At 66.8% G+C, this 14,286-nt stretch carries 10 protein-coding genes, 1 tRNA gene and 1 pseudogene; 9 read left to right on the top strand and 3 right to left on the bottom strand.

The features are described 5' to 3' along the window. The first annotated feature begins 18 nt into the window (after window positions 1-18). Window positions 19-91, top strand: a tRNA-Ala gene (locus tag CHB84_RS02685). Here CHB84_RS02685 and CHB84_RS02680 read toward each other — a convergent pair. The 3 genes from CHB84_RS02680 to CHB84_RS02670 form a co-directional block, all read right to left on the bottom strand. After that, complete coding sequence (locus CHB84_RS02680; RefSeq protein WP_217898444.1) at window positions 83-655, bottom strand: hypothetical protein; 573 nt, start codon at window positions 653-655, stop codon at window positions 83-85. The two genes, CHB84_RS02685 and CHB84_RS02680, sit on opposite strands and share 9 nt — an antisense overlap. Before the next feature lie 306 nt (window positions 656-961). Next, window positions 962-2,176, bottom strand: a complete 1,215-nt coding sequence (locus tag CHB84_RS02675) for an MFS transporter (protein ID WP_245818512.1) — start codon at window positions 2,174-2,176, stop codon at window positions 962-964. A gap of 65 nt (window positions 2,177-2,241) precedes the next feature. Then, window positions 2,242-2,718, bottom strand: coding sequence for an RrF2 family transcriptional regulator (locus CHB84_RS02670; protein WP_089299843.1), 477 nt, complete (start codon window positions 2,716-2,718; stop codon window positions 2,242-2,244). Between the two features lie 115 nt (window positions 2,719-2,833). Between CHB84_RS02670 and CHB84_RS02665 the strand changes: the two genes are divergently transcribed. The 8 genes and pseudogenes from CHB84_RS02665 (at window position 2,834) to CHB84_RS02630 (ending at window position 14,161) form a co-directional block, all read left to right on the top strand. Then, window positions 2,834-3,517, top strand: a complete 684-nt coding sequence (locus tag CHB84_RS02665) for an EamA family transporter (RefSeq protein WP_089299842.1) — start codon at window positions 2,834-2,836, stop codon at window positions 3,515-3,517. Between the two features lie 325 nt (window positions 3,518-3,842). Further along, window positions 3,843-4,847, top strand: a pseudogene (mobF, locus tag CHB84_RS23885) (MobF family relaxase); the annotation flags it as partial. Window positions 4,848-4,918: 71 nt separating this feature from the next. Next, a complete protein-coding gene (locus tag CHB84_RS02660; protein ID WP_245818511.1) occupies window positions 4,919-6,268 on the top strand; it encodes a HelD family protein in 1,350 nt (449 codons plus the stop codon). A 540-nt stretch (window positions 6,269-6,808) separates the two neighbouring features. Beyond that, entirely contained in the window at window positions 6,809-7,708 is a 900-nt protein-coding gene (locus CHB84_RS02655) for a dienelactone hydrolase family protein (RefSeq protein ID WP_089299840.1), read from the top strand. Window positions 7,709-7,943: 235 nt separating this feature from the next. Further along, window positions 7,944-10,226 (top strand): ATP-binding protein, encoded by a 2,283-nt coding sequence (locus CHB84_RS02650; RefSeq protein ID WP_089299839.1) that lies wholly within the window; start codon window positions 7,944-7,946, stop codon window positions 10,224-10,226. 377 nt (window positions 10,227-10,603) lie between these two features. Beyond that, window positions 10,604-12,052, top strand: a complete 1,449-nt coding sequence (locus CHB84_RS22700) for a DUF6801 domain-containing protein (protein WP_176439751.1) — start codon at window positions 10,604-10,606, stop codon at window positions 12,050-12,052. Window positions 12,053-12,329: 277 nt separating this feature from the next. Continuing rightward, window positions 12,330-12,998, top strand: coding sequence for a DUF5819 family protein (locus CHB84_RS02635; RefSeq protein ID WP_089299838.1), 669 nt, complete (start codon window positions 12,330-12,332; stop codon window positions 12,996-12,998). After that, window positions 12,995-14,161: an HTTM domain-containing protein gene (locus CHB84_RS02630; RefSeq protein ID WP_089299837.1), complete on the top strand. Its 1,167-nt coding sequence runs from the start codon at window positions 12,995-12,997 to the stop codon at window positions 14,159-14,161. The genes CHB84_RS02635 and CHB84_RS02630 overlap by 4 nt, the downstream gene beginning before the upstream one ends. The last annotated feature ends 125 nt before the right edge of the window (window positions 14,162-14,286 follow it).

Raw genomic sequence — 14,286 nt, 5'->3', positions numbered from 1 at the left:
GCTTTCTGACGTTGCCAAGGGGCTGTAGCGCAGTTGGTAGCGCGTCTCGTTCGCATCGAGAAGGTCAGGGGTTCGATTCCCCTCAGCTCCACCGTTTGGCCGGGTTCTCGCGGAGCAGACCCGCAGCACGACGCGCCTCGACCCGCAGGGGCACGAAGCGGCGATCCCTGGGGAGCGTGGGCCGGATATGCGCGCGCTGCGACGGCGAGATGCGCACCGGCGAGACCTTGATGTGTGGGGCGATGACGTAGGCGATCTGGAACCACAGCGTCTGCATCCGCAGGTAGTCACGCACGAAGTCCCCGGCGACACTCAGCGTGACCAACTCATCCAGCCACGGCATCAACATGCCCGCCCGGTCCTCGCCAAGCCGGAGGATCTGCGCGGGCTCGGAGTAGATCATGTCCGCGAAACCTTGCGCGTCGAGCCGGTCTTCGAGGAACCCCGCGTACTGCCACCGCACCTGATCGAGCACGTAATCCGTATCGAGATACATCGTGCTCACAGTGATGTGGTCCTCGGGCTCCGAGCCACACAGCACGTTCGCACCGAGCAGGATCACATCGCCCGGTTTGACCGGTTGCTGCCCGAACTCGCTGAACAAGAACGCAGAACCGTCACGGACGACGATCACCTTCACGCAGTCATACGCCACCGGCCCCACCGGACGATGCACCGTCCGCGTCCGAGCCAAGAGCGGAGCAAAAGATTGCGCAGCTTCAGGGACAGAATCGGTTGCTCTAGAAGCCGTCTCTGTTACCCCGCCCTCGACCATGCCACCTGTCCATCCGGCTCTAGGCAGTTGAGTGTTTGGTCACGGATGGTGTCTCTGGTCGTGGCGACCGTGATGCGCTTCTCGGGCTCGGACCCGCACATGACGTTCGGGCCGAGGGCGATCACGTCACCGGGTGTTCTTTCTCTGTTGGCCGGCGAACTCGGAGTTTCTGGAGTGGCGCGGCGTTCATCGGATTCCCTTCCGGTCGTTGGCGGTCGCTCGGGAGGTTGAGATCAAGAAAATGGCCGCGAGGACGGCGATCACGGCTCCGGAGTAGAATATCCAGGTCGCGTTCCCTGATCCGGCGAGGCCACCGATGAAGGTGCCGAGGGCGATTCCGATGTATATGCCGGAGGAGTTCAGGGCGATCACCAGCGGTGCTTCGTCCGGTGCGGCGGCGATGAGACGATGCTGCTGGGGCGGTGTCTGGCACCAGCTGCTCGCGCCCCAGGTGAACGCCAAGATGCCGACCAGGCCCGGCAGCGCGATGCCTGCCAGGCTGAGCGATCCGAACGCGGCAAGCGTGCACGTCATGACTGCGTACCCTGTGATCAGCACTCGCGTTCCGCCGAACCGGTCGGTGAGTTTGCCGGACGACTGTGCGCCGGCGACGGCGCCGACGCCGTAGAGGAACAGCATCCACTGGGTCGCATCCGGCGACACGCCCACGGCGTCGAAGGCAGGGATCGCGTAGGCGTAGGCGGTGTAGGCGGCAGCCATCCCCAGAACGGTCACGGGCAGGATCGCCTGAACGTCCAGGTTGCGCAGGACGCCCAAACGCGTGGCCAGCGGTGTTCGGGTTCCGCTGGCGAGCCTCGGCAAGCGCACGGCCAGTCCGACCCCGACGAGCAGGCACAGCAGCGCGACCAAGCCCAGGGCGGTGCGCCATCCCATGATGCGGGAGGCGAGGTTGCCGAGCGGAACGCCGATGGCTGTCGCCACGGTGAGACCGCTGACCACCAGCGCGAGTGCGCGCCCGCGTCGTTCCACGGAAACCAGCGACGACGCGACGGCTCCGGCGTTCGGGGTGTAGGCGGCCGCGCCCAGCGCGGCCAGCACGCGCGTAGCCATGAGGATCGCGAACGTCGGGGCGAGCGCTGTTCCCACGTTGGCGAGGCCGAGCACGACGAGGGCGGCGACCAGCAGGCGTCGCCGCGGAACTGTGGCGGTGGCGGTTGCGAGGAGTGGTGAGAACACCGCGTAGCAGATCGCGAAGACCGTGACCGAGTAGCCCGCAGCCGCCTCAGAGACTCCGAGTTCGTCGGCCATCCGAGGCAGGAACCCGGCGACGACGAACGCGTCCGTACCGACAGCGAAGGTGCCCAGTGCCAGGAGCGAGACCCGACCCCCGGAGTGCCTCGGAGCGGCAGCTGATGTTCGGTCAGGTAACGAGATGTTCAATGTCCCGATTCTCCTTTCAAGAAGAGCCCGACAAGCCGACCAGGTCGTCTCGTGGCGCGGGTGGGTCAGGCGGTGCGCTCGATGAAGCGTCGGGTGCGGCGCTCGGCAGAAGCGGGGGTGTCCGCGATGAGGTCGGCGAGCGTTTGGCTCGCGAGCTCTCGCCGCCACGCCAGTTCGGCCTTGCGCATCGCCTTTGAGATGCCGCAGGGGTGCGCGAACTCTCCGGGTGCTGCGGCTCGGCCGGCTCCGCGCTGGCGGATCTCGGTGCACTGGAACGGGTCTGTGCCGCCCTCGATGGCTGTCACGACGTCCATGAGGCTGATGGCTTCGGGATCGCTGCCGAGACGGTAGCCGCCGCGCGCGCCCGCCTCGGAGCGGAGGATGCCCGCCTTCGCGAGAGGCTGGAGCTGCTTCTTCAGATACTCCGGAGGTAGATCGAAGACCTCGGCTAGCCGTCCGACCGGCAAGGGCGCCAGGTCGTCCAGCCACGCGAGCACGAGGCAGCAGTGCACGCCCCACTCCACACCCTCACTCATTCGCATAATGGGGATACTACACCTCCCGATTGGGTTAGCGTGGTCAGCAACGCTGGAACGTAAGCGATGGGAGGGGTGATCATGCGCCGGGGTGCGGTCCAGGGCTTCGTGTTCATGCTGCTTGCTGTCTACGTTCTTCTTCGCCGTCGCGTGTCCGGTCGCCAAAGCCCTCTACAGCATCGGTTGGACGCCCGGGTCGGTGGTGCTGATCCGGCTGGCCGGTGCCTCGGTGCTACTGCTGGTCCCGACCCTGATCGCCCTGCGCGGCCGCTGGGGCGAGGTGCGCCACCACTGGAGGACGATCGTCACGTACGGCGTCGTATCGATGGCCGGGGTGCAGGCGTTCTTCTTCCTCGCCCTCGAACACCTCAGCGTTGCCGTGGCGATCCTGCTGGAAATGATGGGTGCTCCGTTGATCATCGTGTTCTGGCTCTGGGCCAGGACCCGGCAGCGCCCGAGCACCATGACCGGCATCGGCGTGGTCGTCTCGTTGCTTGGTGTCGTGCTCGTCCTCTTCACCGTCGGCGCATACCTGTTCGGGATCCTCGGCCTACGTCACCTCGGAGCCACCGTCGGCTCGTTCGTGAACCTCACCGAGGTGCCCTTCTCCGCAATTGCAGCGTGGATTCTGCTCGCTGAAGCCCTCACCCCGCTTCAGCTAGCCGGCGGGGTCGTCATCCTGGCCGGTATCGTCCTCGTGAAATGGGGCGACCTCAAAACCAAGCCGGGACCGCCCGAACAGCGCACGCTCAGCGAACAGCGGCCGGTCACCGCGCCATGCCGTGACGCGCGCAGTGGAGTGTGAACCGCTCCCGCTTTGGCAAAGTCACGGGCCGCGGCCGATGACGATTAGGATTCCTCGGCCCTGCTGACTAGAGGCTACCCAGAAGGACGAACCCCGCTTGTGATGTAGCCCCCTACTCGGCAGGCAGGCCTCTACGGAGCCGGACATCCATCGCGCGGAGCGCTACGGCGCTGCCCGTTCCGGCTCAGTCTGAGGACCTCTGCTGGAGGCTGCTGAGTTTCCTCCACACGTCTGGCACCAGGGTGCCCCGCTCGGGCGCGGAGCGCTCACCTGACCCCTGAGACGGCCTCTCCTGAGCCCGTCTCGGGGAGGGGCCGTCGTGGTGATGACGATCCGGGTGATGTCGTCCGGCAAGGGTTACGAGTACCTGCTGCACTCGGTCGTCGTCGGTGACCGCGACCGGGAGATGAGCAGCCCGCTGACCCGGTATTACACCGAGTCGGGCTGCCCGCCCGGTACATGGGTCGGCGCCGGCCTGGCGAGCCTCACTGAGGGGCGTTCCCCAGCACTGGCCGAGGGCGACACGGTGACCGAGGAACACCTGGCCCGGCTGCTGGGCGACGGCATCCACCCCGTCACCGGCGAACGACTCGGCACCCGGTTCCCGAAGTTGCAGCCACCACGCGAGCGGATTGCAACACGGGTTGCACGGCTGAGCCCCAAGTTGCGGGGCGAGCAGCGGGAGCAAGCCGTGCAACGCATCCGCGAGGAAGAGCTTGCCAAGACCCCGCGCACGGCCGTCGCCGGGTTCGACCTGACGTTCTCTCCACCGAAGTCGGTCAGCGCGATCTGGGGCATCGCGGACGCAGGTACGCAAGCGCTGATTGCGCAGGCGCATCACGCCGCGATGCGAGACACCATCGAGATGCTGGAACAGCGCGTCGCCGCAACGAGGGTGGGCCGGGGCGGGGTCGCGCAGATGCCCATCGTCGGGGTGATCGCCACGGCGTTCGACCACTACGACTCCCGCGCCGCCGACCCGCAACTACACACGCACGTCGTCGTGTCGAACAAGGTGCAGGGCATCGACGGTCGCTGGCGGACGCTGGACTCGCGCCGTCTGCATAAGGCCGCCGTCGCCCTGTCGGAGACGTACAACGCGTTCCTGACCGATCACACCGCCCGGCTGCTCGGCGTAACATGGGTGCCCGTAGATCGCGGCAAGGATCGCAACACCGGCTGGGAGATCGCCGGCGTGCCCGCGACGCTGCTGGCGGAGTTCTCCCGACGCACCACCGGCACACGCGACGGAACCGAGGGGATCGAGACCGTCAAGAACCGGCTCATCGCCGAGTACGTGGCCGAGCACGGCAGGCAGCCCTCGGCACGGGTGGTGGCGCGGCTGCGGCAGCAGGCGACTTTGGAGACCCGCCCAAGGTCTTCGGCGACTACATCGCCGATGTGCTTCCCGAGCTGGGGGAGGAGAAGATCGCGGAGATCGACTTCGACCGGATCGCCGGTAAGTACCTCGCGAACGTCACAGGCTACGAGACGTTCAGCGAGCAGGTCGTCAAGCTGCTCGACCAGGCCGACGAAGCGGCGACCGAGCGTATGCGCTACAAGGCCACACCCGAGTTCGTCGCCGAGCTCGACACGTGGGTCACCTCGCGTGCGGACGAGGAGTTCGTGCCCGGGGAGATCGAGCGGAAGCACAAGCGGCTCTCCGCGCAGTGGGTCGCGGACATGTTCAACGAGTCACCGACCCTTCCGGTCTTCACGCGCCTCGACCGCGTGGCAAACAGCGCTGTTCACCGGCTCAAGAACGAGGTTCGGGACCGGGGTGGCAAGTGGGCTGCCGCCGACACCGCCGGCGTCCGCAAGCAGGTCCGGGCGATGTTTCCCTACAAGGACGCGTTCGCGATGTACAAGGCGTTCTTCTCCGACCCTGCCCGCCGCGGCATGTTCAAGCCACTCGGCAGGAAGAAGATCGAGTACGCGGACGTGTTCCCGCTGATCTACACCATGCTCAGAACGTCCCGGCAGGAGAGCTACAGCCATATCCGCCATCTCGTGGTCGACGAGATGCAGGACTACACGCCCGTCCAGTACGCGGTGCTGCGCGAGCTCTTCTCCTGCCAGATGACGATCCTCGGCGACTCCAACCAGTCGGTCAACCCGTTCAGCTCCTCGTCGCTGGCGACGATCCACAGCATCTTCCCGGAGGCCGACTGCCTGGAGCTGTGCAAGAGCTACCGCTCCACGGTCGAGATCACGGAGTTCGCCCAGAACATCTCCAGGAACGACAAGCTCGTCCCGATCGCACGCCACGGTATGCCCCCTCGGGTCATCGCCTGCGCGGACCGGCACGACCAGCAGGCGCGGATCCTGACCCTTATCGAGCAGTACTCCCGCAGCGATCACCGCTCCCTCGGCATCATCTGCAAGACCGTGGCCCAGGCGGAAACGCTCCACCGCGCCCTGTCCGAGGCCGGTGTCGAGCCGACCTTCCTCGACTACGACAGCACGGCATTCGCAGGCGGCATCGTCGTCACCTCGGCGCACATCTCCAAGGGGCTGGAGTTCGACACCGTGATCGTCCCGCACGTGGACGAGGTGAACTACGCCAACGAGATGGACAGGTGCATGCTCTACATCGCATGTACCAGGGCCATGCACGAGCTCCACCTCACCCACGACGGGCGTCTGTCACCCTTCTTGGAGTTCGCCGAGCAGACCACGAGCCGCCTCGGCGCCGGCGACGCCGGCACGGCGGAGAGCCGCGACCGCGCGACGGCGGCACGCGTGGGCTGACTCCGACACGAAGGGAAGCCGGGGCGCAGCGCCGGACCGTGCGCGGTTCGTTCGGCCTACACGGATACACCAGCAGTGCACCCGGTCGATGCGCGCCTCCCCGGCCGTGATCCGATTCGGTCCACTGTCCAATCTTCGGACAGTGATACGTAGTTTTCTGGATGTCAGGAAGCACGCCGGCCATCAGGCTTGAACGCCGAACCCGGAACAGAACCGATCTCCGGGGCCAAAGTGAGGTGAGCCCGGTGACGAGTCGGACGGCTACGACCGTGGCTGCGGCAGTCGCGCACTCCGATGCCGTGGCCGGTCCACGGCGTCGGGTTCGACCAGCCACGCGACCAGCAGATGTGCGCCGTCGGATCCATCCACTCGCGAGTATTCCTGTTCGTACTCTCGTGTGGCTGCGAGCTCAGGGAGTTGTACGGCACATCACGGTCCACATGGGCTGTCCGCTTCCGTCCATCCGGGATGTCGCCGGCCGTGCCGGCACGTCTGGCGCGGCTCGGCGGCCTCGCACATCAACGGTGAAAGGTAGCGTCGATGACAACGAGATCGCACACGCCCGTCCGGTATGTCACATCCTTGCTCGCGGTGCTCGCGGTGCTCGCGTTCCTGTTCGCAGGCAGCTCCGCGGTACTGACCCCGGGTGCGGACGCGGCGGAGAGCGGGCACGAGCGTGGTCCGGACCCGACCGAGGACAGCATCGAGGCCGAGCGGGGCCCGTTCGCCGTCGACAGTACGACGGTGGGTAGCGGGAACGGCTTCGGCGGCGGCACCATTCACTACCCGACGGACACGAGCCGGGGAACGTTCGGGGGCGTTGCGGTCGCTCCCGGCTTCATGGAGACCGAATCCCAGATCTCCTGGTACGGACCTCGGCTGGCGTCACACGGCTTCGTCGTCATCACGATCTCGACCAACGGGCTGTGGGACGCACCCGCGAGCAGGGCCGGCCAGTTGATGTCCGCACTGCGATACGTGACAGCCGACAGCGACGTGCGGGACCGGGTCGACGATGACCGCCTCGCCGTCATGGGGCACTCCATGGGTGGCGGCGGCGCGCTGATCGCTGCTCGCCGGAATCCCGCCCTGGAAGCCGTGATTCCGCTGACGGGCTGGAACCCCAACACCGACTTCTCCGACCTCGCGGTGCCGACCTTCGTCGTCAGCGCCGAGAACGACTGGATCGCCCCCGACGCGTCGCATTCCCGCCCCTTCTACGAGAGCATGCCGGAATCGTTGGACAAGGCGTACATGCTGCTTGACGGTGCGGGGCATTTCGCTCCGGTTTTCCCTGATGACACGATTGCGAAGTACAGTGTTTCCTGGCTGAAGCGGTTCGTGGACAATGACACGCGGTACGACCGGTTCCTGTGCCCGCCGCCGTCCGGAGAACGCGCGATCGCCGAGTACCAGGGAACCTGCCCGCTGGACTCCTGACACACCCAGCTGGACGGAACTCGGGTGACGCGACCGTTGCGGCGCCGTTCGCCGGCGCCGCAACGGTGCGGATCGGATTCGGGGCCGCTACCGCGCGCGCCCGTTCTTGCCTGCGAATCACAAGCCTGTGGAGGCGAGAGATGCCCTGAGGGCGCGGCCGGAGGTCGTGGTTGCCCGCAGGCATCGGCGGAGCTGTATAGGATGGTGCTCCGGCCGTGCCTGGGAGGTGAACGCGATGACGTCGGCCCGTCGGGAGGTGGGTGCTGGTGGGCCTGTCGAGCTGACGACCTTCGTCGGCAGGCACCGCGAGGTCGCCGAGATACAGCAGCTACTCGGGGAACGGCGGCTGATAACGCTCACCGGCCCGGGCGGTGTGGGCAAGACCCGGTTGGCCGGTCACGTTCTACGCGAGGTGAAGCCGGCGTTTCGCGACGGCGTGGTCTTCGTCGGGCTGGCGGAGGTACGTGGCGCCGACCTGCTCGCCAACACGGTCGCCGGCCGGCTCGGCCTGCACGACCGATCCGGCCGGCAGGCGACCGAAGCCGTGTTCGAGTACCTGCGCGGGCGCCGGTTGCTACTGGTGCTGGACAACTGCGAGCACCTGATCGGTCCGTGCGCCACGTTCGTGAGATCGTTGCTCGCCGGGTGTCCGCACGTCTCCGTACTGGTCACGGGCAGGCAGTCCCTGGGTATCGACGGTGAGCGGGTCGTACCGATTCCGCCGCTGTCGGTATCCGACGACGCGGTGAAGCTGTTCGTCGACCGCGCGACAGCCGTATCGCCGACGTTTCGGGCGGCCGAGGGCAACGAGGCCGACCTGAACCGGATCTGCCGCTACCTGGACGGATTGCCGCTGGCGATCGAGCTGGCGGCCGCGCGAATCCGTTCGCTGTCCCCGCGCCAGATCGCCGCCCGCCTGACGCACCAGCTTCCGCTGCTGACCACCGGAAAACGTACCGCGCCGCAGCGCCAGCAGACCCTGCGGGCCACGCTCGACTGGAGCTATCAGCTGTGCACCGTCGCCGAATGCGCCGTATGGGCACACGCGTCGGTGTTCGCCGGGACGTTCGACCTCGATGCCGCCGAGTACGTATGCAGCGGGCCGGAGGTCGAGGACGGCGTGCTCGACACCATCGACGCGTTACTCGACAAGTCGATCCTCCTACGTGAGGACGTGGATGGCCACGTCCGGTACCGCATGCTGGAACCGCTGCGCGAGTACGGGCACGAGCGTTTGGAGGCATGCGGTGACGTCGTCAGGATCGGGCGGCTGCACCGCGACTGGTTCGACCGGCTGACCGAGGCGGCCGACGCCGAATGGGCGAGCGGTCACCAGATCGCCTGGATACAGCGGTTGAATGCCGAGCATGCCAACGTGCGGGCGGCGTTGGGCTGGTCGCTGGCAGAGCCCGGCGAAGCCGCCGTCGCGATGCGCATGTCTTGCCGGCTGGAGGAGTACTGGGCGTCGATACGGGGCCTCAACGCCGAAATGCAGCTGTGGTTGGATCGTGCGCTCGCCGCCGTCCCTACCGACCACCCGGAGCGCCCGCAGGCCGTCACCGTTTCCGCGCTGTACTCACTGTGGCAGACGAAGCTCGACGATGCGGAACGCAGGCTTGCGCAGGCTGCGGAGCTGGCCGCCTGCGTCCGGGACGACGTCGTCGATGCGCGCATCGCCTATGTACGCAGCTTCGCGTGGATGGGACGAGTCCGGCCGGGCACGGCGGAGCTGGCGGCAGGCGCGGCAGCCACGTTCGCTGCGCGCGGCTTGATCCGGCGCGAACTGCATCCCCTGTTCATCAACGGGGTCGCTGCGGCGTACGAAGGTGACGCCGATGCCGGCAGGCGCGCCCTCGAACGCATGATCGCGCTCTGCGACGATTGCGGTGAGGTGTACTTCACGGGCATGGCGTACTTCGGCCTGGCGACGGTCGAGGTCGCGTTCGGAGACGTCGACGCCGCCGCCGAGGCCGCGGTCACGTCCCTGCGATGCGCCCTGGAGACGGGTGCCCGGCTCTCGACGGCCTACCGTCTCGACTGCCTCGCCTGGGTCGCCGATCGTCAGGGAGACCACGAGCGGGCTGCGCGGTTGTTCGGGGCGGCCGCCAATGTGTGGGAAGCTACGGGCTCGACTCCCGACGTCGCCGTTTCGCTGCCGCACCGCAAACATCTGAAGGCGACGCGGCGAGCCCTCGGCGATTCGCGGTTCGAAGCGGCATACAGCACGGGCCGAGCGATGACCGAAGAGGAGACGGCACGGTACGCGCTCGGCGAGGAAACCGGCGTACGAACGGTCGTGGCCGACACGACATGCCCGTTGACCCCGCGCCAGAAGGAGATCGCGGACCTGGTGGCCGACGGGCTGACCAATCGTGAGATCGCCACCAAACTGGTCATCACACCACGCACGGCGGACACGCACGTCCAGCACATCCTGGCCAAGCTCGACGCCGGCAACCGCGCCCAGATCGCCACCTGGGTAGCGGGCAGGCGGCGCCGGGACCGCGGGCATCAATGACCCGGCCGTCCGGCAATCTCGCCGCGAGAATTGTCATACGGTGATAAAAATTGCGGAAGAGCCCGCGCGTTGTGATGTGTCGCTAGCCGTTTGCGGTTCACGTATATGTGATTGACAAGTTTGGCACTGTTGTCCTCCACGCGGCCGGGATGCCTTGCAGGTGGCGCGTGACGGCGGTTACGTTGCTGGTCATCGGGGACAGACCGAGTTGCCGCAGAATGGTAACTGCGCTGCGAAACCCAGGTAGCGCAGGAAGTGCGGCTGAATTCCCGTACATTCTGTGAACGAGTGCGCGTGCGGTCGCGACAACCGTCCGGAAGGAACGGTTTGTGGTTGTCGGTAAGTGCGATTCGTCGTGCCAAGGGAAGGATTTTTCATTGAGTTCACGTAGTGGTTCGAGGAGATTTGCTGCGGGGTTGACCGCGGCGGGTAGTGCGGGTGTGATCGCGGCGGGGCTGATGGTCAGTTCCGGTGTGGGTAGCGCCGAGACGGCCACGCTGTCGTTGGATTACGAGTGCCCGTTCCCGTTGATCGGTGTGCAGCCGATGACGGTGGATATCACCACGGAGATCCCGTCGTCGATCGAGGTCGGTGAGTCCACGCCGGAGTTCGAGATCGATGCGGTCTCGACGGTGGATGAGCAGGCCACCGAGGGGCTGCAGATGGTCGGTGCGGAGACGGTCGAGGGCACCGCGGATGCGGACTCGCAGGTCAACGCGCCGGATATGGAGTTGCCGATCACGGTGCCGATGGACATCCCGCAGCAGCCGGTGCCCGATTCCGGGGAGCTGGTGGTGGATGCGCACGGGACGGCACCGTCGATCAGTTTCGAGGAGCCGGGCACGGCCAGCATCGAGGTGCATGACCTGCTGCTGACGATGACCCCGCGCGATGGTGACGGTAACGAGACCGGTCTGGGCACGTTCGAGTCCGAGTGCACCCAGCTCGACGGGCAGGACAACGTGCTGCACGAGTTCGAGATCACCGACGGTGGCGGCGGAGACGGCGGCACCGACGAGGGCGGCACCGAAGAGGGCGGCACCGAAGAGGGCGGCACCGACGACGGTGGCACCGAGGGTGGCACCGACGAGGGTGGCGCCGAGGACGGCGGCACTGATGGCGGCACCGACGAGGGTGGCACCGAGGGTGGCGCCGAGGACGGCGGCGCTGACGACGGCGGCGCCGATGGTGGCCAGCCGGGTGACCCCGTCGAGATCAGCTACGACCTCTCCGGTGAGTCCTACATCAACGCCGCCGACGGCACGGTCGCACTCAACGGCGGCATCGACGCCCGCATGGACCTGGCCACCGGTAGCTACACCGCGGACCTGATGCTGGACGACACCAGCGGCACGTTCAACATCATGGGCTTCTTGCAAGCCGATGCGGACGTCGCCTTCGAGCAGACCCGCGAGACCACCGGCACGCTCGACAACGACGGCAACCTCACCTCCAGCTCGGAGATGCACGTCTACCTCACCGAGGTCAGCACGTTCGGCTTCCCCATCGGGGGCGGCCCCGACTGCCGCACCGTCGAGCCCGCCCTGGTCGAACTGGCAGGCTCCGGCTTCGACCCCTTCGACGGCGGCACCCTCTCCGGTGAGTACGAGCTCCCACCGGTCGAGAACTGCGGCAGCTTCAACGACATGATCAGCATGTTCGTCGCGGGCCCCGGTAACACCATCGACCTGAACCTGGCCCACACCGACAACGGAGGCAGCGAGGACGGTGGCACCGAAGCCGGTGGCACCGAGGACGGTGGCACCGAGGACGGCGGCACCGAGGACGGCGGCTTTGGCTTCGGCGGCTTCGGCGGCTTCTTCTAAATCTCCACCAACGCAACAACACCACAACCACTCTGGCCCCGCCCACACCACAGGGCGGGGCCAGAGAAATCACCACAACCGGATCACCGGATCCCGGAGCGGGCCCGACGACGGACAGTGGATGCATGCTGCCGGCGCGACAAGGATGGCCCGCGCAAGCGCGGCCCGCGACGTGCCACCTGCTCGTGCATCGCGATCATCGGTTAGGTTGACTGTCCGCCCCACCAGGGATGCCCGTCCCAGTGGCAGTTCTTTGACCTGCGAAGAGAGGTGTAACGTGGACGAGCCCGGGTCCCCGGAGCGCGCGCATCGCGAGGGGTCGGTGCTGTCGAGGACATCGCGGGTCATCGTGGCCGCCGGTGCCGGTTTACTCGCGATCGTCCTGACGTTTCACCTGGCCATGATGTTCTTCCACGTGGCGCCGTCGAACGTGGTCAGCCGGGAGTTCAGCGGCACCGTCAACGGGTACGTATACCCCGAGTTCCGGCAGAACTGGAAGCTGTTCGCGCCGGAACCCGTACATGTCAACCGCGAAGTACACGCGCGAGTGGTGACCCGTGACGAAGACGGCGAGGCGGAGATCTCGCGGTGGTACGACGTCACCGCGGCCGAGATCGAGGCTACGCGCGGCAACCTGGCCCCCAGCCAGACACGGAACCAGTTGCGTAAGGCGTGGCGCACACTGACCAGCACACTCGATGAGGACGAGCGGCCGCGCAACGAGAAGGGTGAGATCACCGCGGGCTACGTCAAGCGTGTTGCCCTGTTGCGGATCAGCACAGCCGTCGATCTCGAGTCGGTCGAACAGTTGCAGGCCCGGGCAGTGACAACCTACGTGCCCGAGCCGGGGTGGAGCGAGCGGACGACCGACGACGAGCCGAGTACGCGGACGCTGCCGTGGTGGGACGTCGATGAGGCCGACTTCCCGGAGGGCAGCGCCCGATGAGTGCGGTTGCCGACGCCCACGCCCACCGGATGAGCCGCACGGCGCGCGTGACCCGCTACGCCCTCGGCCCCTACCAGACTGCCGTGGTGCGCATGGGCATCGCAGGCACGTTCCTGTCGATCCTGCTGCGCGAGTGGCCGAATCGCCGCGAACTGTACGGACCGGACGGCACGTTCGAGCACTCCCTTGCCGAGCGCAGAGTGGACCTCAACGGTGCGTTCACGGCACTTCTGTGGTCGGACGGTGTGCTGTGGTTCGAACTGCTGTACCTCCTCGCGATCCTCGCCAGCTTGGCGATGCTGCTCGGCTGGCGAACCCGTGCGGCGGCGGTGCTGTTCATGCTCGGTGTGCTTTCGGTGCAGAACCGTAATGCGTTCGTCGGCGACGGCGGCACGAACCTCATTCACTTGATGGCGATCTACCTGGTCGCGACCCGGTGCAGCCAGGTGTGGTCGCTGGACGCGCGTCGCGCTCGCCGCTCGGCGGGTGGGGACCGCACCGGCCCCGCTTTGTGGGGGCTGCTCGGCGCTGTGCTGGTAGCGGTGTCACTGCTCGGGCATCTGGGCGTGGTATGGGTAGTGATCCTGTGGTCGCTGTGGCTCGCCCAGGGGGTGTGGTGGTGCGTGAACAGGTTCGCTTCCGTGGAACCGCGCACCGTCCTGGATATGCTCGCCAACCTGCTGCACAACAGTGCTCTGCTCGTGATCATCGTGCAGATGTGTCTACTGTATTCTGCCGCCGGTTGGTACAAGATCCAGGGAACCCGCTGGCAGGACGGCACGGCGGTCTACTACCCACTGCAGGTCGAGGCGTTCAACCCGTGGCCGCTTCTGTCGGATCTGGTCTCCAGCCACGCCGTCCTGGTTCTGGCCCTGACGTACGGAACCGTGTTCATTCAGGTCGCGTTCCCGTTCACGCTGTTCAACAGGCGGGTCAAGAACGCCGCGCTGATCGTGCTGATCGCCGAGCACATCGGCATCGCTGTCATGCTGGGACTGCCGTTCTTCTCCCTTGCGGTGATCGCAGGGGACCTGGTCTTCGCTCCCACGGCCGCACTGCGCTGGGCGGAACGAAAGCTCCGCGGCTTCTGGCGGCGTGAAAGGAGGGTGGCCGCCGAGGTGCCGGAGCGGCCGAGGGAACCCGCAGAGGTCATGGCGCCCTGACGCAGGTCGTGCGGCCGAAATTTGTCATCAGAGCACAACTCTGGCAAGCGTGTTCCCGAGTCGTGTCTACCGATCGGACGAGACTCGGCAGGTCCTGGTCGTGCGGCGCGGTGGAGCGTTGACCG

This window comes from Haloechinothrix alba (genome assembly GCF_900188115.1).
Classification (GTDB): Bacteria; Actinomycetota; Actinomycetes; order Mycobacteriales; family Pseudonocardiaceae; genus Haloechinothrix; species Haloechinothrix alba.
Note: the sequence above shows the minus strand (reverse complement) of the source record. Positions and strands in the feature narration are given on the sequence as shown.

Bases quoted from the DNA above. Each gene is read 5' to 3' on its own strand.
- CHB84_RS02670 (WP_089299843.1), bottom strand. From the start codon at position 2,718: ATGCGAATGAGTGAGGGTGTGGAGTGGGGCGTGCACTGCTGCCTCGTG.
- CHB84_RS02655 (WP_089299840.1), top strand. From the start codon at position 6,809: ATGACAACGAGATCGCACACGCCCGTCCGGTATGTCACATCCTTGCTC.
- CHB84_RS02650 (WP_089299839.1), top strand. From the start codon at position 7,944: ATGACGTCGGCCCGTCGGGAGGTGGGTGCTGGTGGGCCTGTCGAGCTG.
- CHB84_RS02630 (WP_089299837.1), top strand. From the start codon at position 12,995: ATGAGTGCGGTTGCCGACGCCCACGCCCACCGGATGAGCCGCACGGCG.